General features: G+C 72.6%; 22 protein-coding genes and 1 riboswitch. Of the genes, 11 read left to right on the top strand and 11 right to left on the bottom strand.

The genetic code is table 11. The annotated features are described in order from the left end of the window. Positions 1 to 49 precede the first annotated feature (49 nt). Both IE326_RS06015 and IE326_RS06020 read right to left on the bottom strand, forming a co-directional pair. Complete coding sequence (locus IE326_RS06015; protein WP_150231575.1) at positions 50 to 1,072, bottom strand: carbohydrate ABC transporter permease; 1,023 nt, start codon at positions 1,070 to 1,072, stop codon at positions 50 to 52. A gap of 126 nt (positions 1,073 to 1,198) precedes the next feature. Beyond that, complete coding sequence (locus IE326_RS06020) at positions 1,199 to 2,491, bottom strand: extracellular solute-binding protein (RefSeq protein ID WP_150231573.1); 1,293 nt, start codon at positions 2,489 to 2,491, stop codon at positions 1,199 to 1,201. A 282-nt stretch (positions 2,492 to 2,773) separates the two neighbouring features. On the opposite strand from IE326_RS06020, the gene IE326_RS06025 reads away from it, so the two are divergent. The 7 genes from IE326_RS06025 (at position 2,774) to IE326_RS06055 (ending at position 10,607) form a co-directional block, all read left to right on the top strand. After that, positions 2,774 to 3,538, top strand: a complete 765-nt coding sequence (locus IE326_RS06025; RefSeq protein WP_030758335.1) for a GntR family transcriptional regulator — start codon at positions 2,774 to 2,776, stop codon at positions 3,536 to 3,538. A gap of 188 nt (positions 3,539 to 3,726) precedes the next feature. Further along, entirely contained in the window at positions 3,727 to 3,990 is a 264-nt protein-coding gene (locus IE326_RS06030; protein WP_150231571.1) for a DUF3311 domain-containing protein, read from the top strand. Further along, positions 3,987 to 5,591: a monocarboxylate uptake permease MctP gene (mctP, locus tag IE326_RS06035; protein ID WP_190040999.1), complete on the top strand. Its 1,605-nt coding sequence runs from the start codon at positions 3,987 to 3,989 to the stop codon at positions 5,589 to 5,591. The genes IE326_RS06030 and mctP overlap by 4 nt, the downstream gene beginning before the upstream one ends. Positions 5,592 to 5,671: 80 nt before the next feature. Further along, positions 5,672 to 6,322 (top strand): hypothetical protein, encoded by a 651-nt coding sequence (locus IE326_RS06040; RefSeq protein WP_190041000.1) that lies wholly within the window; start codon positions 5,672 to 5,674, stop codon positions 6,320 to 6,322. Positions 6,323 to 6,341: 19 nt separating this feature from the next. After that, positions 6,342 to 6,845 carry a GNAT family N-acetyltransferase gene (locus IE326_RS06045; RefSeq protein WP_190041001.1) on the top strand — a complete coding sequence of 168 codons (504 nt, stop codon included), beginning with the start codon at positions 6,342 to 6,344 and terminating at the stop codon, positions 6,843 to 6,845. Between the two features lie 116 nt (positions 6,846 to 6,961). Then, a riboswitch (cobalamin riboswitch) is annotated at positions 6,962 to 7,090 on the top strand. Positions 7,091 to 7,221: 131 nt separating this feature from the next. Next, positions 7,222 to 9,591 carry a ribonucleoside-diphosphate reductase subunit alpha gene (locus IE326_RS06050; protein WP_190041002.1) on the top strand — a complete coding sequence of 790 codons (2,370 nt, stop codon included), beginning with the start codon at positions 7,222 to 7,224 and terminating at the stop codon, positions 9,589 to 9,591. Continuing rightward, positions 9,591 to 10,607 carry a ribonucleotide-diphosphate reductase subunit beta gene (locus IE326_RS06055; RefSeq protein ID WP_150231562.1) on the top strand — a complete coding sequence of 339 codons (1,017 nt, stop codon included), beginning with the start codon at positions 9,591 to 9,593 and terminating at the stop codon, positions 10,605 to 10,607. The genes IE326_RS06050 and IE326_RS06055 overlap by 1 nt, the downstream gene beginning before the upstream one ends. 70 nt (positions 10,608 to 10,677) lie before the next feature. On the opposite strand, the gene def is transcribed toward IE326_RS06055, so the two are convergent. From def to IE326_RS06095, 8 genes are all read right to left on the bottom strand, one after another. Continuing rightward, positions 10,678 to 11,328, bottom strand: a complete 651-nt coding sequence (gene def / locus IE326_RS06060; RefSeq protein WP_150231560.1) for a peptide deformylase — start codon at positions 11,326 to 11,328, stop codon at positions 10,678 to 10,680. 67 nt (positions 11,329 to 11,395) lie between these two features. Then, positions 11,396 to 12,376, bottom strand: coding sequence for a tetratricopeptide repeat protein (locus IE326_RS06065; protein ID WP_150231558.1), 981 nt, complete (start codon positions 12,374 to 12,376; stop codon positions 11,396 to 11,398). A gap of 79 nt (positions 12,377 to 12,455) precedes the next feature. Next, positions 12,456 to 13,712 carry an HD-GYP domain-containing protein gene (locus IE326_RS06070; protein WP_190041003.1) on the bottom strand — a complete coding sequence of 419 codons (1,257 nt, stop codon included), beginning with the start codon at positions 13,710 to 13,712 and terminating at the stop codon, positions 12,456 to 12,458. A 16-nt stretch (positions 13,713 to 13,728) separates the two neighbouring features. Further along, positions 13,729 to 15,123 (bottom strand): HD-GYP domain-containing protein, encoded by a 1,395-nt coding sequence (locus tag IE326_RS06075; protein ID WP_190042160.1) that lies wholly within the window; start codon positions 15,121 to 15,123, stop codon positions 13,729 to 13,731. 121 nt (positions 15,124 to 15,244) lie between these two features. Continuing rightward, entirely contained in the window at positions 15,245 to 15,565 is a 321-nt protein-coding gene (gene rsrA / locus IE326_RS06080; protein ID WP_190041004.1) for a mycothiol system anti-sigma-R factor, read from the bottom strand. After that, positions 15,562 to 16,218 (bottom strand): sigma-70 family RNA polymerase sigma factor, encoded by a 657-nt coding sequence (locus IE326_RS06085; protein ID WP_030758313.1) that lies wholly within the window; start codon positions 16,216 to 16,218, stop codon positions 15,562 to 15,564. The genes rsrA and IE326_RS06085 overlap by 4 nt, the downstream gene beginning before the upstream one ends. Positions 16,219 to 16,469: 251 nt before the next feature. Continuing rightward, complete coding sequence (locus IE326_RS06090) at positions 16,470 to 17,102, bottom strand: alpha/beta hydrolase family protein (protein ID WP_150231552.1); 633 nt, start codon at positions 17,100 to 17,102, stop codon at positions 16,470 to 16,472. A 43-nt stretch (positions 17,103 to 17,145) separates the two neighbouring features. Beyond that, the gene (locus IE326_RS06095; RefSeq protein WP_190041005.1) at positions 17,146 to 17,961 is read right to left on the bottom strand and encodes an SOS response-associated peptidase; all 816 of its coding nucleotides are present in this window, start codon (positions 17,959 to 17,961) and stop codon (positions 17,146 to 17,148) included. A 49-nt stretch (positions 17,962 to 18,010) separates the two neighbouring features. Between IE326_RS06095 and IE326_RS06100 the strand changes: the two genes are divergently transcribed. The 4 genes from IE326_RS06100 (at position 18,011) to IE326_RS06115 (ending at position 21,552) form a co-directional block, all read left to right on the top strand. Continuing rightward, complete coding sequence (locus IE326_RS06100; protein ID WP_150231549.1) at positions 18,011 to 18,694, top strand: M50 family metallopeptidase; 684 nt, start codon at positions 18,011 to 18,013, stop codon at positions 18,692 to 18,694. Between the two features lie 20 nt (positions 18,695 to 18,714). Then, on the top strand, positions 18,715 to 20,067 hold the full coding sequence (aroA, locus tag IE326_RS06105) for a 3-phosphoshikimate 1-carboxyvinyltransferase (protein ID WP_150231547.1): 1,353 nt from the start codon (positions 18,715 to 18,717) through the stop codon (positions 20,065 to 20,067). 3 nt (positions 20,068 to 20,070) lie between these two features. Beyond that, on the top strand, positions 20,071 to 21,081 hold the full coding sequence (rsgA, locus tag IE326_RS06110) for a ribosome small subunit-dependent GTPase A (RefSeq protein WP_150231545.1): 1,011 nt from the start codon (positions 20,071 to 20,073) through the stop codon (positions 21,079 to 21,081). Between the two features lie 147 nt (positions 21,082 to 21,228). Beyond that, on the top strand, positions 21,229 to 21,552 hold the full coding sequence (locus IE326_RS06115) for a DMT family transporter (RefSeq protein ID WP_030758301.1): 324 nt from the start codon (positions 21,229 to 21,231) through the stop codon (positions 21,550 to 21,552). Here IE326_RS06115 and IE326_RS06120 read toward each other — a convergent pair. Continuing rightward, positions 21,444 to 22,079 carry a TetR/AcrR family transcriptional regulator gene (locus IE326_RS06120; RefSeq protein WP_190041006.1) on the bottom strand — a complete coding sequence of 212 codons (636 nt, stop codon included), beginning with the start codon at positions 22,077 to 22,079 and terminating at the stop codon, positions 21,444 to 21,446. The genes IE326_RS06115 and IE326_RS06120 overlap by 109 nt on opposite strands. Positions 22,080 to 22,214: the final 135 nt, after the last annotated feature.

Genomic DNA, 22,214 nt, shown 5'->3' on the forward strand with positions numbered 1-22,214 from the left:
GGGGCCAGGGCCGGGGCGGCCGGCGCCTTGGGGCTGGGGGTGGTGGTGCTCACTGCTCGTCCTCCTGCTTCAGGATCAGGCGGAAGTAGAAGGACATGGCCACGAGGAGCATCACGATCGTGAGGATCGAGATGGCCGCCGCGACGCCGTAGTGCTGCTGGCTCATGCCTTCGATGTACGCGAAGACGGGAAGGGTCTCGGTGGTCCGGTCGGGGCCGCCGGCGTTCATGGCGTAGACCTGGGTGAACGCCTTGAAGACCCAGATCACCTCCAGGAAGGTGGTGATCATGAAGAAGGGCTTCAGGTTCGGGAAGACGACCGCCCAGAAGGTCCGCCAGCCGCTCGCGCCGTCCATGCGGGCCGCCTCGTACAGCTCGGTGCCCACGGTGGTGAGGCCGGCGTACATGTTGAGGGCGACGAAGGGGACGGAGCCCCACACGACCAGGACCGTGATGATCACGAAGGTGGAGAAGCCGGTCTCGAACCAGTTGTGCTGTTCGTAGCCGGAGAAGCCGAGCGTGCGCATCAGCCAGTTGACGACGCCGAACTGCTCGTCGAAGAGCCACTGGAAGACGGTGACGGAGGCGACGATCGGCATGGCCCAGGCGAAGGCGAGGGCCAGGGAGAGCACCAGCCGCATCTTCTTGCCGAGGCGGTTGAGGAGGAGGCCGATGCCGGTGCCGATCGCCATGATCAGCGCCACGTTGGCGGCGGTGAAGGCGACCGAGCGGACGACGACGGTCCAGAACTCGGAGTTCCCCAGCAGCTCCGTGTAGTTGTCGAAGCCGACCCAGGGGGTCTCGCGGCGGATCAGTTCACGCCGGTTGACCGACTGGAAGGAGAGGATCAGATTGCTGATCAGCGGGTAGAGCAGCAGCACCGCCATGGACAGCAGGGCGGGCGTGACGAGCAGGTACGGCAGCAGCCCGCCGGGCAGCGAACGTCTGCCGCGCGAGGGCTGAAGGGCTTCCTTCGCGCCGGAAGGGGGTGGCGGAGTCTGCGACTTCCCTGCCGCCCTCCCGGGCGCGTCCTGGGAACCGGCGGTCGCCGTCCCCTGGGAGTCCACGGTCATGGTCTTCTTCCTCGCGGTTCTGGGGCTCCCGCGCCCACCGGGGCGCGGCCCGGGGGAGCGGGCCGCAATCACTGCAACGCCCAGGTGGCGCGGCCGGGGGAAGCCGGCCACGCCACCGGGGTGGGATTACTGCTGGTTGATGCGCTCGGCGATGACCTTGTCGGCCTCTTCGCCGGCCTTCTGCGGGTCCTCGCCCTTCAGGACCTTGGTCATGTAGCCCTTGATCGGGTTGGGCTCGGTCTCGACGTTGGCCCAGCCGCCCGTGATGGGGGTGATGCGACCGACCTCGGCGACCTTGACCATGGCCTCCGCGAAGGAGCCGGCCTCCGGCTGGACCTGCGCGGACGGGTCGACGGGGATGATGCCGCCCTTGTTCGCGGTGCCGTACGACTCCAGCTGCTTCTTGTTGGTGACGAAGGCCAGCCACTCCTTCGCGAGCTCCTGGTTCTTGGAGCGCTCGGAGACGGCGAGGTTCGAGCCGCCGAAGAAGACGGAGCCCGGCTTGTCGGCCGTCTTGCCCGGGATCGGGAAGTAGCCGAGGTCGGCCTTCTTGCCGGCCTTCTCGATGGCGGCGATCGCGCCGCCGGCCTCCCAGCCGAGACCGATCCAGGACGAGACGCCGCCCTTGGGCACGACGTCGACGGACTGCTGCGGGGTGGCCTCGTCCTTGTCCTTCGGAGCGGTCGAGAAGGACTGCAGCTCCTTGTAGAAGTTCATGGCGGCGGCGGCCTGCGGGGTGGCCAGGCCACCCTTCCACTTGTCGCCGTCCTTGACGGCGAGCTCGCCGCCCTCGTCCCACAGGAAGCCGGCGAGGACGTACCAGCTCTGGCCCGGGAGGTAGATGGGCTGCGACTTGGCGTCGGAGGCCTTGAGCTTCTTCAGGCCGTCGATCCACTCGTCGCGGGTCTTCGGCGGGGTGACGCCGGCCTTCTTGAAGGCGGCCTTGTCGTAGATCACGACGCGGCTGGCGGCCCACCACGGGGCGGCGTAGAGCTTGCCGTCCAGCTCGGCGGAGGGCAGCATGCCCTTGCTCCAGTTGGCGTAGCCCAGCTTGTCCTTGTCGGCGGTGAGGTCCGCGAGGCCGCCGGTGACGGCGTAGCCCGTGGTCTGGGTGTTGCCGAGCTCCAGGACGTCCGGCGGGGTGTCCTCGGAGAGGGCGGTGGTGACCTTGGTCTGGATGTCGGTCCACTGCTGGACCTCGACCTTGACCTTGGTGCCGGGGTGGGCGGCCTCGAACTCCTTGTTGACGCCGTCGATCCACTCCTTGGGAGCGGAGCCGTCCATCACCCAGACGGTCAGCGACTTGTCGCCGCCCCCCTTGGTCTCGTCCTTCTTGTCACCGCTGTCGGAACCGCCACACGCAGCGATAGAGACCATCATGCCCGCGACGCCGATCGCCGCGATGAGCTTGCGCTTCACGCCACCCTCCTCAGGGATGCCTGCAACCCCTGCCCACCGCGCGAAGACATACGTCAGGTAGTGCTCGTGGGGCTGGGACCTGGCCTTAAGTGGTTTAGACCAGTAACCGGAGCTTGGCCTAGACCTTTGGGGGTGTCAAGGGTGTATAAGAAGGGCAGTCGGGTCCGTTATCGGACCGACACCTGAGGGAGGCCGACGACCCGTGACCGGTCCGTGCCACCATGTGAGCCGCGACAGACGGAGGAGCCGGTGACGGCAGCAGCACAGTCGGGAAGGCAGGCCATGGCGACGGAGGCGGGCAGCACGGAGACAGAGGGCGGAGTGGCGACCCGTACCGCGCGCGTCCCGAAGTACTACCGGCTGAAAAGGCACCTCCTCGACATGACGGAGACCCTTCCCCCCGGTACCCCGGTGCCGCCGGAGCGGACGCTCGCGGCCGAGTTCGACACCTCGCGCACCACCGTGCGCCAGGCGCTCCAGGAGCTGGTCGTCGAGGGCCGGCTGGAGCGCATCCAGGGCAAGGGCACCTTCGTGGCGAAGCCCAAGGTCTCGCAGTCCCTGCAGCTCACCTCGTACACCGAGGACATGCGCGCCCAGGGCCTCGAACCCACCTCGCAGCTCCTGGACATCGGCTACGTGACCGCCGACGACACCCTCGCCGGACTGCTCGACATCTCCGCCGGCGGACGGGTGCTGCGCATCGAGCGCCTCCGGCTGGCGAACGGCGAGCCGATGGCGATCGAGACCACCCACCTTTCGGCCAAGCGCTTCCCCGCGCTGCGCCGTTCGCTGGTCAAGTACACCTCGCTCTACACCGCCCTGGCGGAGGTCTACGACGTGCACCTCGCCGAGGCCGAGGAGACCATCGAGACCTCGCTGGCGACCCCCCGCGAGGCCGGACTGCTCGGCACCGACGTCGGCCTGCCGATGCTGATGCTCTCCCGTCACTCGCTGGACGCCCAGGGCGAACCGGTGGAGTGGGTGCGCTCGGTCTACCGCGGCGACCGCTACAAGTTCGTCGCCCGACTCCAGCGTCCCAACGGCTGAAAATCGCTCTGAACCACCGCCCCGGCACATCCGTGTGATGTGTCGGGGCACTTCATTTCCCGGGGCTCCGGCAGACGCCGAGACCCTCCCGATACACGTCCGTTATTCGGACCGGGGTTACAACAGGCGGTGCTGTCCCCTAAATTTCCTCGGCATTAACAGGTGAACAGCGAGGGGACTTTCTCACCATGTCAGAAGCCACAACCGGGAAACAACCGGTCATCACACCGGTCAGGATCGTCATCGCGCTCTGTCTGGTCGCACCTTTCGTCGCGATGCTCTGGGTCGGCTCCTATGCGAAGACCGAGCCCCTTCTCGCCGGAATTCCCTTCTTCTACTGGTACCAGATGCTCTGGGTGCTGGTCTCCACCGCGCTCACCGTCGTCGCCTACAAGCTCTGGCAGCGCGACCAGCGCGCCCGCCACACCCGGAACGGCGGTGAGGGACGATGAAGGACGTCAACGTCGTCGCGCTCTGCGTCTTCGTCTTCTTCTTCCTCGCCGTCACGGTCATGGGATTCCTCGCCGCGAAATGGCGGCGGGCGGAGAATGAGAACAGCCTCGACGAATGGGGCCTGGGCGGCCGCTCGTTCGGCACCTGGGTCACCTGGTTCCTGCTCGGCGGCGACCTCTACACGGCGTACACCTTCGTCGCCGTCCCCGCCGCCATCTACGCGGCGGGCGCGGCCGGTTTCTTCGCCGTGCCGTACACGATCCTGGTCTACCCGCTGATCTTCACCTTCCTGCCGCGCCTGTGGTCCGTCTCGCACAAGCACGGGTACGTGACCACCTCCGACTTCGTCCGCGGCCGCTTCGGCTCCAAGGGCCTCTCCCTCGCGGTCGCGGTCACCGGCATCCTCGCCACGATGCCGTACATCGCGCTCCAACTCGTCGGCATCCAGGCCGTCCTGGACGTGATGGGCGTCGGCGGCGGCGAGAACACCCACTGGTTCGTCAAGGACCTGCCGCTGCTCATCGCCTTCGGCGTCCTCGCGGCGTACACGTACTCCTCCGGCCTGCGCGCGCCCGCGCTCATCGCCTTCGTCAAGGACACCCTGATCTACCTCGTCATCGCGGTGGCGATCATCTACATCCCGATCAAGCTGGGCGGCTTCGACGCGATCTTCGACGCGGCGAACGACAAGTTCACCGCCAACAAGACGGGCGGGCTCGTGCCGGTCGAGGCCGGCCAGTGGACCTACGCCACGCTCGCGCTCGGCTCGGCCCTCGCGCTCTTCATGTACCCGCACTCGATCACGGCGACCCTGTCGTCCAAGAGCCGCGAGGTCATCCGCCGCAACACCACGATCCTGCCGCTCTACTCGCTGATGCTGGGCCTGCTCGCGCTGCTCGGCTTCATGGCGATCGCCGCCGGGATCAAGGTCGAGAACGGCCAGCTCGCCATCCCGCAGCTCTTCGAGGACATGTTCCCCGACTGGTTCGCGGGCGTCGCCTTCGCCGCCATCGGCATCGGCGCCCTCGTCCCGGCCGCGATCATGTCGATCGCCGCGGCCAACCTCTTCACCCGCAACATCTACAAGGACTTCATCAAGCCCGACGCCACCCCCGCCCAGGAGACCAAGGTCTCCAAGCTGGTGTCCCTCCTGGTGAAGGTCGGCGCCCTCGTCTTCGTCCTCACCATGGACAAGACGGTCGCCATCAACTTCCAGCTCCTCGGCGGCATCTGGATCCTCCAGACCTTCCCGGCGCTGGTCGGCGGCCTCTTCACCCGCTGGTTCCACCGCTGGGCGCTGCTCGCCGGCTGGGCCGTCGGCATGGCGTACGGCACGATCGCCGCGTACAACGTGTCGACGCCGAAGCAGAAGCACTTCGGCGGCTCCTCCGCCGAGATCCCCGGCATCGGCGAGATCGGCTACATCGGCCTCACCGCCTTCCTGCTCAACGTCCTGGTCACCGTGGTCCTCACCTTCGTCCTCAAGGCCGTCAAGGCCCCCGAGGGCGTCGACGAGACCTCGCCCTCGGACTACACGGCCGACGCCGGCGACCCCGGGGTCAGCACCGAACTGCCCAAGGTCGGCGCCGGCACCCACTGAGCCGTCCCGCACCCTCCCGCAGGCCGCCCGCCTCCCAGGCCGGGCGGCCTGCCGCGTTCCCGCCCCACCGAAAGGACCCCATGCGACCGCGGAACACTCCCCCGCGCCTGCTCCTGTTCGCCGCCGGCCTGGCGGCGCTCGCCGGCTGCGGCACCGTGACGGCCGCCGACCCGCCGCCCGCCGCTCCCCCGGCCTCCGTCTCCTCGGCCTCCGCCGCTCCGGCCGTCGACCGCGCGGACCTGGAGGCCCGCGCCCGGTACGCCCAGACCCGCCTCGAGCACGTCTACGTCACCGGGGCCGAGGGCTACACGCCGGCGCCCCGGTCCGCCGGGGTCGTCGGCGACGACGGCTTCCAGGTCACGTACGTGGACGGGAAGGGCGGCGAGGTCACGCTCAGCACCGAGCGCCGGCCGTTCCCCGCAGAGGAGTGCGTGGCCGGGCCCCCGGACGGCGACGGCTGCGAGGCCGAGGGCGGCGGCTGGTACCGCAGGTCCGGCGACCGGCACGCCTACCTGCGCAACGAGAACGGGCTGCGCGTGGAGGTCGCCGCCCCGCTCACCGTCCCCCGCGACCTGCTGAGACGGGCCGCCGCCGGGGCCCACCGGGCCGACGACGCCGAGCTCGACGCCGTCCTGCCCCGGGCCACCGCCCCGGCCGGACCGGTGGAGCGCGGCGACCTGCCGCCCGTCGGCGACGGGGCGCCCGACAACTCGGTGGGCACCGGCGGCTGAGCGCGGCAGACTGCCGGGCATGGACTTCACGATCAGGGCCGTACGGCCCGAGGAGCACGAGGAGGTGGGCGAACTCACCGCCCGTGCCTACCTCGACGACGGACACCTCACCTTCGGGGAGGACGACCCCTACCTGCCGGTGATGAAGGACGTCGCCCGGCGGGCCGTCGAGGCGGAGGTGCTGGTCGCCGCGGACGCCGAGGGGGCGCTGCTCGGCGCGGTCACCTTCACGCCCGGCGGCGGGGAGTGGGCGGACATCGCCGGCGCCGGCGAGGCCGAGTTCCGGCTCCTCGCCGTGGCGCGCGCGGCGCGCGGCAGGGGCGTCGGGGAGGCGCTGGTCCGGGCCTGCGTCGACCGGGCGCGTACCCTCGACGGCTGCGTCCGGGTGGTGCTGTCCACCCAGGACCGGATGACGTCCGCGCACCGGATCTACCGGCGCCTGGGCTTCGTCCGGGTCCCCGAGCGGGACTGGAGCCCGGTGCCCGGCCTGTCGCCCCTGTGGGCGTTCTCCCTGGACGTCTGAGGCCCGGGACGCCCGAGCCCCGGACCTCTCTGCCTGGCGTCCGGACCTGGACGCCCGGCCCGGACATCCGAACGACAGGACACAACATGTGGGGGGTGCCGCGAGCGGCGCCCCCCACATGTATGCTCGTCCTCGCTGTCGTCACAGGGGAATCCGGTGCGAATCCGGAACTGTCCCGCAACGGTGTACTTCGTGCGCTTTCGCACGGGGTGAGTCCGAGGACCTGCCGACGGTGCGCCCGGTCCGTCCGTTCCGGGTGCCGACGACGTCCGGGCCTCGCGGAATGGGCCGGTGGACGCGGGCGCTCCCGTGCGTGCGGAGCCCGCTCGCCCCTCCCCCCGCCGTGGCCCCGGGCCGAGCGAGGGAGAGCCCCCACGTGACCATCGCGCCTGCGGGTCCGTCAGTTGCCGAGGCCGCCGCGATCGAGAGCGACGGCCCCGGGACCGTACTGCTGCGGACCCTGACCGACCTCACCGCCGACCTCACCGACACCGACCCCGGCCGGGTCGCCGCCGCCGCGCTGCGCGGCCGGCACGCCGGTTCGGACGAGGCGGAGCTGCGCGAACTGGCCACCGAGGCCGCCGCCGGACTCATCTCCGAGGACCCCGCCTACTCCCGGCTCGCCGCCCGGCTCCTCACCCTCACGATCGCCGAGGAGGCGGCCTCGCAGGGCGCCGTCTCCTTCTCCTCCTCGGTCGCCACCGGCCACCGCGAGGGCCTGATCGCCGACCGCACCGCCGCCTTCGCCGCCCTCCACGCGGAGCGCCTGGACGTGCTGGTCGACCCGGCCGCCGACGACCGCTTCGGCTACTTCGGCCTGCGGACCCTGTACTCGCGCTACCTGCTGCGCCACCCGATCACCCGCAAGGTGATCGAGACCCCGCAGCACTTCATGCTCCGGGTCGCCTCCGGCCTCGCCGAGGACGACTCCGCCCGCGCACTCGACGAGGTCGCGGCGCTGTACGGCCTGATGAGCCGCCTGGACTACCTGCCGTCCTCGCCCACGCTCTTCAACTCCGGCACCCGCCACCCGCAGATGTCCTCCTGCTACCTCCTGGACTCCCCGCAGGACGAGCTGGACTCGATCTACGACCGCTACCACCAGGTCGCGCGCCTGTCGAAGCACGCGGGCGGCATCGGCCTGTCGTACTCCCGGATCCGCTCGCGCGGTTCGCTGATCCGCGGCACCAACGGCCACTCCAATGGCATCGTGCCCTTCCTGAAGACGCTGGACGCCTCGGTCGCCGCCGTGAACCAGGGCGGCCGCCGCAAGGGCGCCGCCGCCGTCTACCTGGAGACCTGGCACGCGGACGTCGAGGAGTTCCTGGAGCTCCGCGACAACACCGGCGAGGACGCCCGCCGCACCCACAACCTGAACCTCGCCCACTGGATCCCGGACGAGTTCATGCGCCGGGTGAACGCGGACGCCGAGTGGTCGCTCTTCTCCCCCGCCGACGTGCCCGAGCTGGTCGACCTGTGGGGCGAGGAGTTCGACGCCGCCTACCGCGCCGCCGAGGCGAAGGGCCTGGCCCGCCGCACGATGCCGGCCCGCGACCTGTACGGCCGCATGATGCGGACCCTGGCGCAGACCGGCAACGGCTGGATGACCTTCAAGGACGCCTCCAACCGCACGGCCAACCAGACCGCCGAGCCCGGCACGGTCGTCCACTCCTCCAACCTGTGCACCGAGATCATCGAGGTCACCGACGACGGCGAGACGGCCGTCTGCAACCTCGGCTCGGTCAACCTCGGCGCGTTCGTCGCCGACGGCGACATCGACTGGGAGCGCCTCGACGCGACCGTCCGGACCGCCGTCACCTTCCTCGACCGGGTCGTCGACATCAACTTCTACCCGACCGAGCAGGCCGGGAACTCCAACGCGAAGTGGCGCCCGGTGGGCCTGGGCGCGATGGGCCTCCAGGACGTCTTCTTCAAGCTGCGGCTGCCCTTCGACTCCGCGGAGGCCCGCGCGCTGTCCACCCGGATCGCCGAGCGGATCATGCTCGCCGCGTACGAGGCGTCCGCCGACCTCGCCGAGCGCAGCGGACCGCTGCCGGCGTGGGAGAAGACCCGTACCGCCCGGGGCGTGCTGCACCCCGACCACTACGACGTGGAGCTGAACTGGCCGGAGCGCTGGGCGGCGCTGCGCGAGCGGATCGCCGCGGTCGGCATGCGCAACTCCCTGCTGCTCGCCATCGCGCCGACGGCGACGATCGCCTCGATCGCCGGCGTGTACGAGTGCATCGAGCCGCAGGTCTCCAACCTCTTCAAGCGCGAGACGCTGTCCGGCGAGTTCCTCCAGGTCAACTCGTACCTGGTGGCGGAGCTCAAGGAGCTCGGCGTGTGGGACGCGCAGACCCGCGAGGCGCTGCGCGAGGCCAACGGCTCGGTGCAGGGCTTCTCCTGGGTGCCGGACGAGGTCCGGGCGCTGTACCGGACGGCGTGGGAGATCCCGCAGCGCGGCCTCATCGACATGGCCGCCGCCCGCACCCCCTTCCTGGACCAGGCGCAGTCGCTGAACCTGTTCCTGGAGACGCCGACCATCGGCAAGCTGTCGTCGATGTACGCGTACGCCTGGAAGCAGGGCCTGAAGACGACGTACTACCTGCGCTCCCGCCCGGCGACGAGGATCGCCCGCGCGGCGTCCGCGTCCGCCGCCGCCCCCCTCCCCGTCCAGCAGGCCGCCGACCCCGACGCGGTCGCCTGCTCCCTGGAAAACCCCGAGTCCTGCGAGGCCTGCCAGTGATGAGCACCACCGAGAACAAGAACCTCCTGGACCCGGGCTTCGAGCTCACCCTCCGGCCGATGCGCTACCCGGACTTCTACGAGCGCTACCGGGACGCCATCAAGAACACCTGGACCGTGGAGGAGGTCGACCTCCACTCGGACGTCGCCGACCTCGCCAAGCTCACCCCGGGCGAGCAGCACATGATCGGCCGGCTGGTCGCGTTCTTCGCCACGGGCGACTCGATCGTGGCGAACAACCTGGTCCTGACGCTGTACAAGCACATCAACTCCCCGGAGGCGCGCCTGTACCTGTCGCGCCAGCTCTTCGAGGAGGCCGTGCACGTCCAGTTCTACCTGACGCTCCTGGACACCTACCTGCCCGACCCGGACGACCGGGCGGCGGCCTTCGCGGCGGTCGAGAACATCCCGTCCATCCGCGAGAAGGCGCAGTTCTGCTTCCGCTGGATGGACTCGGTCGAGAAGATCGACCGCCTGGAGACGCAGGCGGACCGCCGCCGCTTCCTGCTCAACCTGATCTGCTTCGCCGCCTGCATCGAGGGCCTGTTCTTCTACGGCGCCTTCGCCTACGTGTACTGGTTCCGCTCCCGCGGCCTGCTGCACGGCCTGGCGACCGGCACCAACTGGGTCTTCCGCGACGAGACCATGCACATGAACTTCGCCTTCGAGGTCGTGGACACGGTCCGCAAGGAGGAGCCGGAGCTCTTCGACGACGAGCTGCGCGAGCAGGTCACGGCCATGCTGAAGGAGGCCGTCGAGGCCGAGCTCCAGTTCGGCCGCGACCTGTGCGGCGACGGCCTGCCCGGCATGAACACCGAGTCCATGCGCGAGTACCTCCAGTGCGTCGCCGACCAGCGCCTCGTCCGCCTCGGCTTCGCCCCGGTCTACGGCTCCGAGAACCCCTTCGCCTTCATGGAGCTCCAGGGCGTCCAGGAACTCACCAACTTCTTCGAGCGCCGCCCCTCCGCCTACCAGGTGGCGGTCGAGGGCACGGTCGACCTGGACGAGGACTTCTAGCCCGTACGGACACGGCGAAGGGCCCCGCGCTCGTGGAGTGCGGGGCCCTTCGGCGTGCGTGCGGGGCGCGTCAGTCGTTCGCGACGACGGGGTAGCGCGGGGTGCCCTCCTCCATCTGGCGCAGGGCGTCCTTGCGGTCGCGCTTGGAGAGCTTGTCGATGTAGAGGAAGCCGTAGAGGTGGTCCGTCTCGTGCTGGAGGCAGCGGGCGAAGTAGCCGGTGCCGCGGACCTTGATGGGGTTGCCGAGGAGGTCCTGGCCGTGGACCTCGGCGAAGTCCGGGCGGGCCAGCTCCGCGTAGGCGGTGGGGACCGAGAGGCAGCCCTCGTTGGAGTCGTCGAGGTGACGGCGGTCGGCCGGGAGCTCCTGGAGGACCGGGTTGACCACGTGGCCGGTGTGGCGGACGCCCTCGTCGTCGGGGCAGTCGTAGACGAAGACCTTCAGGCCGACGCCGATCTGGTTGGCGGCGAGGCCGACGCCCTCGGCGGTCTTCTGGCTGGCGAACATGTCGTCGACCAGGGCGGCCAGCTCGGGGCCGAACTCGGTGACGTCCGCGCACTCGTGGTGCAGCACCGGGTTGCCGACGACCGTGATGGGGCGGGAGGTGCCCCGCTCGCGGTGGGCGAGCTCGCGCGCCTCGCACTCCTCGGTGTCCACGATGTAGCCGTCGTCGTCCACGGCGTATCCCGTGAAGATCTGCTCGCCCGTCTCCTGCTGCGCCATGTGCCGCCGCGCCTTCCTGAAAACCCGATTCCGTCGGGAGACAGCCTACGGGGCGCGGGCGGAACGCTCAGCAGACCTCTTCGAGATCCCGCCACTCCCGGCTGTCCGGACTGTCGGCGACCCAGCCGTCGAGCAGGCCGCGCACCAGGTTCGCCGGGGCGGCGATCCCGCACTCGCGCTCGGGGACCCACAGCTCGCCGGGCGAGCGGTGGCCGAGCGGGCCGGGGTGTCCGGGCTCGCTGTGGTCGTGCGGGTCGACGTGGTCGCCCTCGCCCTCGGCACTGGGCATGGTCGACTCCGAGCAGGCCCGGCACAGGAGCCGTACCGACGAGGACCAGTCCTCGGCGGCGAAGCCCGCCTCCGCGGCGAGCTGCTCCAGCGCGTCCCGGTCGGCCTCGGTGGCGGCCTCCAGGAGGACGACCCAGGTGGGGACGGGCGAGGGGGCCCACAGCTCGATCTCGTCGAAGACCGGGTAGGAGGGTCCGGCGGAGGTGGTGCGCTCGCCGTTCGGGACGCCGTCGTGGAGGACGACCTCGCCCCAGCGGCGCCCGGAGGAGGGCAGCGGGACGGAGAGGACCTCGATGCGTGCCGGGTCGAGCCGGCGGCCCCACACGACCTCGGCCTCTCCCTCCGGGGAGAGCCGGACGGCGGCGCTGCCCAGCTCCATGCCGGCGGGCTCTCCGGTGGCCGAGGAGGCTCCGGGCACCTTCAGGCCGTACGCCTGCCAGGCGCGGCGGGCCAGCGGCCAGTCCTGGAGGGCGGTGGCGGCGATGCCGACGTTCCACCAGTCGGGGGCGCCGGTCTCCTTGTCGAGCAGGGCCACGGCCCGCAGTCCGGCGGCCCGCGCCTGCTCCCAGTCGTGCCGGAACTTGTGCAGCAGCGCCAGGTTGAACCAGGACTCGGAGAGCCAGGGCTCCAGATCCGCCGCTCTGGTGAGCAGCGCGCCCGCGTCCTCGTACCGGCCGTCGCCGATCAGCGTGAACGCGCGGTCGGTGGCCTGCCGCCACGAGGCGGAGGGCCGATGCCGTACCTTCCCGAAGATCCTCACGATTCCCGCCTGCCGGTCGCTTCACCCTCTTGTTCGCATCCAACCATGCCGGGTCGGACGCGCGCTCATTACCCATCGGTTACCCCGTGGGGACGGAGGTCATCCCCGGCCGTCCGCCGCGGGCCAGGACCCTGGCCAGACAGGCGACGACCTCCGGATGGTAGTCGCGGGCGGTGCCGAGCCGGAGCCGTTCCAGGGCCTCCAGGGCGGTGGCCGCGCCCTCCCCCGCGAGGTCGTCGTAGGCGTTCACGGCGCGGACGATGCGGGCCGGCACCGGCTGCTCGCGGTACGGGTCGGCCTGCCGCTCGACCACCAGGGCGACGGCCGCGGGGACGCCGGTCATCCGCACCACCTCGCCGCCGAGGAGGGCGATCCGGCGCTGCTCCTCGGCGGGGAGGAGGGCGGTGGCCCCGCCGGCGACGGGGTCGACGAGGGAGAGCTGGCCGATGTCGTGCATGAGGGCGGCGTACTCCAGGACGGTCAGGTCGGCGCCGCCGAGGCCGAGCTCGCGGCCGACGGCGGCGGAGAGGTCCGCGACCCGGCGGGCGTGGCCGGGCGGGGTGCAGCCGGCGATCTCGGTCGCCCGCGCGAGGGAGGCGATGGTCTGCCGGTTGACGGTGCGGACGGCGGTGTAGCGGCGGAAGGAGACCTGGGTGAGCAGCAGCGGCACGGCGAGGACGGGCAGCGCCCACAGTCCGGCGGCGGCGACGCCGAGGGCCATGACGACGCCGGTGGCGCAGACGGCGGAGCCGATGCCGAGGAGGGCCCGCAGTTCGTCGCGCAGGAGGGGGCCGTACGGGTAGGCGGTGCGGGCGTGGAGCAGCAGGGCGGCGAGGACGGCGTCGCACAGGCCGGTCAGGACGAGGACGAGCAGCAGGAAGAGGGCATAGGGCAGGCCGGGGTCGAGGTGTCCGGCGACGGCGCCGGAGTTGTAGAGCGGCTGGAAGCAGAGGGCTGCGAAGGCGACGGTGAGGATCCGGCGGGCGAGGTGGTCGCGGTCGGGGCCCCGGCCGCGGGCGATGTGGGGCACGATCCCGGCGAGCCCGCCGGCGACGGTGACGGCGAGGATCTGGAGGACGCCGTGGGTGGTGGCGGTTCCGGCGGCGTTGCCGAGGAGGGCGTAGGCGAGGGCTCCGGCGGCGGCGAGCGGGGCGGGTTCGCGCTCGCCGGGGTGGGCGCCCCAGCGGGCGAGCTCGCCGAGGGCGACGAGGGTGCCGAAGGCGAGGGCGTTGCCGGGCTCGGCGACCCCCTGCCAGAGGGTGCCGGCGAGGCCGGCGAGGCCGAGGAGGAGGGCGGTGGCGTGGACGGCGCCGACGGTGGCCACCCCCGGTCTCATGCGGGCTCCTGGAGGTTCATGCGGGTTCCCCGGTCTTGGCGGGCTCGGCGGTCTCGGCGGGTCCGGTGGTCCCGGCGGCGCCCGGGCCGGGTGCGCGGGGGGCGGGGACCTGGGTGCCGGGTTCGTCGGCGGTGACGGCGGTCTGCCAGCCGTACCGGTCGAGGGCGCGGGCGAGCGCGCCGACCATCCGCGGGTCGAACTGGCTGCCCGCGCACCGCTCCAGTTCGGCCAGGGCGGTGGCGACGGGCCGGGCGCGGCTGTAGGAGCGGGTGGAGGTCATGGCGTCGAAGGCGTCGGCGACGGCGACGACCCGGGCGCACTCGGGGATCTGCTCGCCGCGCAGCCCGTAGGGGTAGCCGCTGCCGTCGATCCGCTCGTGGTGGTGGAGGACGGCGTCGCGGGCCTCGCCGAGGAAGCCGATGCCCCGGACCATCTCGTGGCCGTACTCGGGGTGGAGCTCGATGATCCGGCGCTCCTCGGGGGTGAGCGGTCCGTCCTTGCGCAGGACGCGGGTGGGGACGCCGAGCTTGCCGACGTCGTGGAGGATGCCGGCGAAGCGGACGACGTCGAGGCGGTCGTCGGCCATGCCGAGTTCACGGGCGATCAGGACGGAGGCGCGGCCGACGCGTTCGCTGTGGCCGCGGGTGTAGCTGTCCTTGATGTCGACGGCCTGGACGAGGGCGCGGATGGTGGCCTGGTGGGCGGCGCGCTCGCGGTGGTACTGGGCGAAGACCCAGCAGGAGACGTACATGGGCAGCAGGACGAGGAGGGCGGCCGCGGGGCCGTACGGGCTGCGCCAGAGGACGCCCATCATGAGGCCGGCGAGGCCGTGGACGAGGTGCGGGGCGAGGGCGCGGCCGAGGAGACCGCGCCAGGCGGTGCGGAGCGGGAGCCCCTCGGCGGTGGCGCGGATGCCGCCGTCGAGGGCGGTGAGGATCAGGCAGAAGACGAGGGCGGCGGCGAGGGCGGGCAGCAGCGCGCGGGGGAAGTCGGGGCCGTCGAGGGCGGCGGGGGCGTGCAGGGCGCCGGCGGTGTGGGCGGCGGTCCAGGCGGCGAGCGCGGTGGCGGCGGCGCGCCAGGCGCGGCGCCAGTGGACGGGGGGTTCCCCGACGCGGGCGAGGAGGCCGCCGGGGAGGGCGGTGAGGGCGGCGGCGGCCGGGGGCAGCAGCAGGGCGGCGGCGAGGAGCACGGGGAAGAAGGAGCCGGTGCCCAGGGGGACGGAGCCGCCGAGGGCGCGGCCGAGGAGGCGGCAGCGGGCGGGCAGCTCGCAGAGCGCGTACAGGGCGGCGAGGAGGCCGGCGGTCGCCCAGGGGGTGGGCGACGGGGGGAGGAGCGCGGGCAGGGCGCACGCTCCGGCGCCGAGGGCGGCGCAGACGATGTACGCGCGGGCCGTTCGCGGAAGGGGCTTCACGACCGTCACGCGGTCACGCTAGCGAGGACGGCGGCCGCGGGAGGCGGTCCGCCGTCGGTTCCCACCATCGGGTGATACAAGCTGACGGGCGCGCGGGGGACGCCTCGCACACCCGTCCGGGCTACTCCTGGGCGGCGGGGGCCTGGGTCTCCGGGGAGACCGCGGGCTCCTGCTCGGGCACCAGGTGCCCGGCGCGGATCAGGTCGATCCGGCCCATGACCTTGGCGCGCAGGTCGGTGGGGACGTCGTCACTGCCGCAGCAGCGCTTGACGAGCTTCTTCACCGCCTGCTCCAGGCCGTACTTCTCCAGGCACGGGGAGCACTCCTCGAAGTGCACCTCGAACTTGGTGCACTCGCCGTCGGGCATCTCTCTGTCGAGGAACTCGTAGAGATGGTCCAGGACTTCCGAGCAATCCGTCTCGTGCGGGTCTCCGCAGCTCATGAGTCCGCGCCTTTCAGATCCTTGGACGACTCTCCCGCGCCGGCGGGGACGAGGCCGCGCTCGCGGGCGTAGTCCTCGAGCATGCCGCGGAGCTGGCGGCGGCCCCGGTGCAGCCGGGACATCACCGTACCGATGGGGGTCCCCATGATGTCGGCGATCTCCTTGTAGGCAAAGCCCTCGACGTCGGCGAGGTAGACCGCGATGCGGAACTCCTCGGGGATCGCCTGGAGCGCGGCCTTCACGTCCGAGTCGGGGAGGTGGTCGAGCGCCTGCGACTCGGCGGAGCGCAGACCGGTCGACATGTGCGACTCGGCGCGGGCGAGCTGCCAGTCCTCGATCTCCTCGGCGGCGCTGCGCTGGGGCTCGCGCTGCTTCTTGCGGTACGAGTTGATGAAGGTGTTGGTGAGGATGCGGTACAGCCACGCCTTGAGGTTGGTGCCCTCGCGGAACTGGTGGAAGGAGCCGTACGCCTTCGCGTAGGTCTCCTGCACCAGGTCCTCGGCGTCCGCGGGGTTGCGCGTCATCCGCAGCGCGGCCGAGTACATCTGGTCGAGGAAGCCGAGGGCGTCCCGCTCGAAGCGCGCGTTGCGCTCCTCGGTCGTCTCCTCGGGGCCGTCATCGGTCCCTGTGTCGGTCCCAGTGACCGGACCCACCTCCTCCAGCGCGGTGACGGATCCGGGGCCGGACCCGCTCGTCTCGGAGGATAGACGAGGAACGGCTCCACCCGCCGCCCGAATCGGAGCGGCCTTGGGGGCGGGCAGCACGGTCCAGTCCAGCTCCGCGGACCTGACCCGCTCCGGGCAGATGGTCGAACCCATGGGGCGGACTCCCTCTCTCGCTTCACTCACCGACGCTCTCCACAACAGCGGCCCCCGCCTCCGCATTCCCGGCTCCCCGGTGGGGTTCAGCGCAGGGCGGCGAGCCATCCGGCGACGGCCCCGACGATCCGGCCGACCGCCTCGTCCCGGCCGACCGGGGCGCGCTTGGGCAGGGCGAAGCCGTGGTCGCCGTACGGGATCGCGGCGAGCTCGTACGGCCCCTCCGGAAACTCCCCGGGCTTCCCGAAGGGGTCGTTGTCGCCCTGGACGACGAGCGTGGGCAGGCCGGTGGCGAGGAGTTCGTCCGCACGGGAGCGCTCCGGCCTCCCCGGCGGGTGGAGGGGGAAGGCCAGCGCGAGGACGGCGGCGGCGCCGAGCTCCGCGCCGGTCCGGCAGGCGACCCGGGCGCCGGCGCTGCGGCCGCCCGCGACCACCGGGAGGCCCTGGGCGGCGAGGGCGGGCCAGAGGCCGCGCCAGCCGGTGTCGAGGGTCTTCGGCGCGGGGGCGAGCTTCTTCCCCGCGACCCGCCAGGGCTGCTCCACCAGGGCGACGGTCGTGCCGAGGGCGGGCAGGGCGGCGGCGAGCGCGGCCAGGTCGCGGGCCTCGATCCCGCCGCCGGCGCCGTGGCCGAGGGCGAGGACGCGGCGGGGCTCCGGGGCGGGGTGCCAGGTGATGCGCGCCTCACCGGCGTCGGTGGGCACGGTCTCGGTCTTCGTCACGTCCCCATCCTGCCGTCCGGGCCCGCCCCCGCCCGGCACCGGATCAGAACAGCGTGCCGACCTCGGGGCCGGACAACTCGGCCAGCAGCTCGGGGCCGTTGTTGCGGACGTTGCTGACGGCGGTGGCGACCGGGTAGGCCCGCATCAGGCCCTCCGGCGGCGGCGCGAGCAGGGCGCGCAGCTCGTCGACGCCGGTGGTCTCCGGGTCGAGCCAGGCGTCCCAGCGGTCCTCGGTGAGCATCAGCGGCATCCGGGGGTGGATCTCGGCGAGCGTGCCGGGCCCCTCGGCGGGCGCCACCCCGAGCGGTCCGGTCTCCGCCTCGGTGGTGATCACCGAGCAGGTCGTCCACCAGGCGTTCGGGTGCTCGGGCGGCAGGGTGGGGTCGCGCCAGAACTCGTAGAGGCCGGCCATGGCGAAGACCGAGCCGTCCGCCGGGGTCACGAAGTACGGCTGCTTGCGGGGCCGCTTCTTCTTCCCCTCGACCTCCAGGTCGCGCTCGGCCGCGCCGGTCACCCACTCGTAATAGCCGTCGGCGGGCAGGATGCAGCGGCGGGACCGGAAGGCGCGCTTGAAGGAGGGCTTCTCGTGCAGGGTCTCGGACCGGGCGTTGATCATCCGGGCCGCGCCCTCCGGCGTCTTCGACCAGGAGGGCACCAGGCCCCACCGCAGGGTCCGCAGCTGGCGAACCGGCCGGGGCGTCTCCGCGTCCTTCACAGGGCGTTCGAGGACCGCGTGGACCTGTTTGGTGGGGGCCACGTTCCAGTCCTGGTCCAGGGTCTCCTCCGGCTCCCACTTCTCGACTCCGAAGATCTCCACGAGCTCCTCGGCGGGCCGGCTCGCCGCAAAACGTCCGCACATACGTGCCACACTGCCACGATTCCCGGCCCCGAGAGGAGCGAACCGGAGGATGGACCTCTTCAGCCCGCAGGACGCGCCCGCCACCTGGCTGGTCGTCGCCACCGGCGTGGCGGCCCTCGCGGTCACCGTGCCCCGCCGCGTCTGGCTGCTCGCCCGCAACGCGATCACCATCGCCCACGAGGGCGGCCACGGCCTGGTCGCGCTCGCCGCCGGCCGCCGCCTGGAGGCGATCCGGCTGCACTCCGACACCAGCGGCCTCACCGTCACCCGGGGCCGCCCGACCGGCCTCGGCGTCGTCCTCACCCTGGCCGCCGGCTACACGGCGGCCCCGCTGCTCGGCCTCGGCGGGGCGGCGCTGCTCGGCGCGGGCCGGGTCACCCTCCTGCTGTGGTCGGCGACCGCGCTGCTCCTCGCGATGCTGGTGATGGTCCGCAACGCGTACGGGATCCTCACCGTCGTCCTCACCGGCGCGCTCTTCGTCCTGGTCTCCTGGCTGACCGGCCCGGAGGTCCAGGCGGTCTTCGCGTACGCGGTGGTGTGGTTCCTGCTCCTCGGCGGGGTCCGGCCGCCCTTCGAGCTCCAGTCGAAGCGGCGCCGCGGGGGCGCCCCCGACTCGGACGCGGACCAGCTCTCCCGGCTCACCCACGTGCCCGCCGGGGTGTGGCTGGCCTTCTTCCACACGGTGTCCCTCTCCTGCCTGATCGGCGGCGCCACCTGGCTCCTCGCCCTGTGACGCCCCCGTACAGTGAGGGCATGACCGCAGCTTCCCCCGCGCACCCCGATCCGTCGCACCCCGCCGCCCCCGCCGGCCCGGACCTCTGGCCCGCCCCGTACGCGGGCGGTCCCGTCGACGCGACCGTGACCGTGCCGGGCTCGAAGTCGGTCACCAACCGCGCCCTCGTGCTCGCCGCGCTCGCCGCCGAGCCGGGCTGGGTGCGCCGCCCGCTCCGCTCCCGCGACACCCTCCTGATGGCCGAGGGCCTGCGCACCCTGGGGGTGCGGATCGAGGAGGGCGTGGGCCCCGACGGCACCGGCGAGGCATGGCGGATCCTCCCCGCCCCGCTGCGCGGCCCGGCCGCGGTCGACGTGGGCAACGCCGGCACGGTCATGCGCTTCCTGCCGCCCGTCGCGGCCCTCGCCGACGGCCCGGTCCGCTTCGACGGCGACCCCCGCTCCCACGAGCGCCCGCTGCACGGCGTGATCGACGCGCTGCGCGCGCTCGGCGCCCGGATCGACGACGAGGGCCGCGGCGCCCTCCCGATGACCGTGCACGGCGCGGGCGGCCTGGACGGCGGGGTCGTCGAGATCGACGCCTCCTCGTCCTCCCAGTTCGTCAGCGCCCTGCTGCTCTCCGGCGCCCGCTTCAACCAGGGCGTCGAGGTCCGGCACGTCGGCGGCCGGCTGCCCTCGATGCCGCACATCCGGATGACCGTGGACATGCTCCGCGCGGTGGGCGCGAAGGTGGACGAGCCGGAGCACGGCGGCGAGCCGGACGTCTGGCGGGTGGCCCCCTCGGCGCTGCGCGGCCGGGACCTGGTGATCGAGCCGGACCTGTCGAACGCCCAGCCGTTCCTGGCGGCGGCGCTGGTCACCGGCGGCCGGGTGACGGTCCCCGACTGGCCGGCCCGCACCACCCAGCCGGGTGACGAGCTGCGCCGGATCTTCACCGAGATGGGCGGCGTCTGCGAGCTCACGGACGCGGGGCTCACCTTCACCGGCACCGGCCGGATCCACGGCATCGACGTGGACCTGGGCGAGGTCGGCGAGCTGACCCCCGGCATCGCGGCGGTCGCCGCCCTCGCCGACTCCCCCTCCACCCTGCGCGGGGTGGCGCACCTGCGGCTCCACGAGACCGACCGGCTGGCCGCGCTCACCCGGGAGATCAACGGCCTGGGCGGCGATGTCACCGAGACCGGGGACGGCCTCCACATCCGCCCGCGCCCGCTGACCGGCGGCGTCTTCCGCACGTACCACGACCACCGGATGGCGACCGCGGGCGCGATCATCGGCCTCGCCGTGAAGGGCGTGGAGATCGAGGACGTGGCGACGACGGCCAAGACCTTGCCGGACTTCCCGGGGATGTGGACCGAAATGCTCGGAGCCTGAACCATGCGGCACTACGGCAAGCGCACCGACGAGGACGACATCCGCCAGCGGCCCAACCGCAAGGGCACCCGGCCGCGGACCTCCATCCGCCCCAAGCACGAGGACGCCGTCGAGGGCATGGTCCTCACCGTGGACCGGGGCCGGCTCACCTGTCTGGTCGAGGACCGGCCCGTGCTCGCGATGAAGGCCCGCGAGCTGGGCCGCAAGGCGGCCGTGGTCGGCGACCGGGTCTCCCTGGTGGGCGACCTGTCCGGCGAGAAGGACACCCTGGCCCGGATCGTGCGGATCGGGGAGCGGAGCTCGGTGCTGCGCCGCACGGCCGACGACGACGACCCGTACGAGCGGGTGGTCGTGGCCAACGCCGACCAGCTCGCCATCGTCACCGCGCTCGCCGATCCCGAGCCGCGCCCCCGGCTGATCGACCGCTGTCTGGTGGCGGCGTACGACGGCGGCCTGGAGCCCTTCCTGGTGCTGACCAAGTCGGACCTGGCGCCGCCGGACAAGCTGCTGGAGCTCTACGGCGACCTGGACATCCCGTACGTGGTGGTGAACCGCGAGGAGCTGTACGACGGCGGGGCGGCGGCGCGGGTGCGGGAGCACCTGGGCGGCCGGGTGACGGCCTTCGTCGGCCATTCCGGCGTCGGCAAGACGACGCTGGTGAACGCGCTGGTGCCGCAGGACAAGCGCCGGATCACCGGGCACGTGAACGCGGTGACGGGACGCGGCCGGCACACCACCACCTCGGCGCTCGCGCTGCCGCTGGACGAGGTGGACGGCTGGGTCATCGACACGCCCGGCGTGCGCTCCTTCGGGCTGCACCACGTCGATCCGTCCCGGGTCATCCACGCCTTCCCCGACCTGGAGCCGGGCACGGAGAACTGCCCGCGCGGGTGCAGCCACGACGAGCCGGACTGCGCCCTGGACGCCTGGGTGGCGGAGGGCCACGCCGATCCCGCGCGGCTGTTCTCGCTGCGGCGCCTGCTCTCCACCCGGGAGCGCCGCGAGGGCGACTGACGCCGGGCCGGGCGTCCGCGCGGGGCCGGGGTGGCCGCGCCGGACCGGGGTGTCCACGCCGGGCCCGGGTGTTTACGCACGTCCCCATGCCGGTAAGGACATAACCGCACAAGTGCGGATGATCCGACCGGGTGGGAGGCGGGAACGATGGCGTGGCTGCTGGTGGTGGTCGCCGGATTCCTGGAGACGGGTTTCGCGGTCTGCCTGAAGCTCTCGCACGGGTTCACCCGGCTGTGGCCGACGATCGCCTTCGCCTGCTTCGCCCTGGGCAGCTTCGGCCTGCTCACGCTGGCCCTGAAGAAGCTCGACGTCGGGCCGGCGTACGCGGTGTGGACGGGGATCGGGGCGGCCGGCACCGCGATCTACGGCATGGTGTTCCTCGGCGACCTGGTCTCCACGCTCAAGATCGTCTCGATCAGCCTGGTCATCGTGGGGGTCATCGGCCTCCAGCTGTCCGGCTCCGCGCACTGACCCTCCGGGGGCAGGGCCGGGGCGACCACGTGGCTGAGGGCGAGCCGCAGGGCCAGCTCGCAGCCGGCCGCCCACCGCTCCCCCGCGCAGCGCGCGGTCGTCGCGAGCAGTTCCCCCGGGGCCGGCGGCCCGCCGTCGGCCCGCCGCTGCGCCGGTACGGGCGCGAGCGGGGCGCCAGGCCGGACCGGGCGGGGCCGGGGCAGGCCCTCGGTCCAGGCGCCGGTGAGCAGCGAGCGGAGTATCGGCCGGTCGCCGGCCCGGGCCACGGTCCACTCGGCGACGGCGGCCAGGGTGCGGGCGTTCGGTCCGGGCCCTGCGAGCAGCCGGCGGACCCCTTCGAGGTAGGCGTCGGCCTCGTGGCGGACGAGGGCGCGGGCCAGGCCCTCCTTGCTGCCGAACTCGTTGTAGAGGGTCTGCCGGGAGACCCGGGCGGCGGCGGCGAGGTCGGCCATCCGGACGGCGGACCAGGGGTGGCGGGACAGGGCGGCGAGCGCGGCGTCGAGGAGGGCCTCGCGGGCGGTCGGCATGGGCGCCTCCGGGCCGGACGGTGGCCCCCCAGCGTCGGCAGCGCGCGGGGAGGCTGTCAAGGGGCGGGCGCGGGTCGCGGGCGCCGCCGGTGGACGGCCCGCCGGTTGTCCCCGCGTGCGGCGCTAGAGTGCCGG

Source organism: Streptomyces filamentosus, from assembly GCF_014654895.1.
Taxonomy (GTDB): Bacteria; Actinomycetota; Actinomycetes; order Streptomycetales; family Streptomycetaceae; genus Streptomyces; species Streptomyces filamentosus.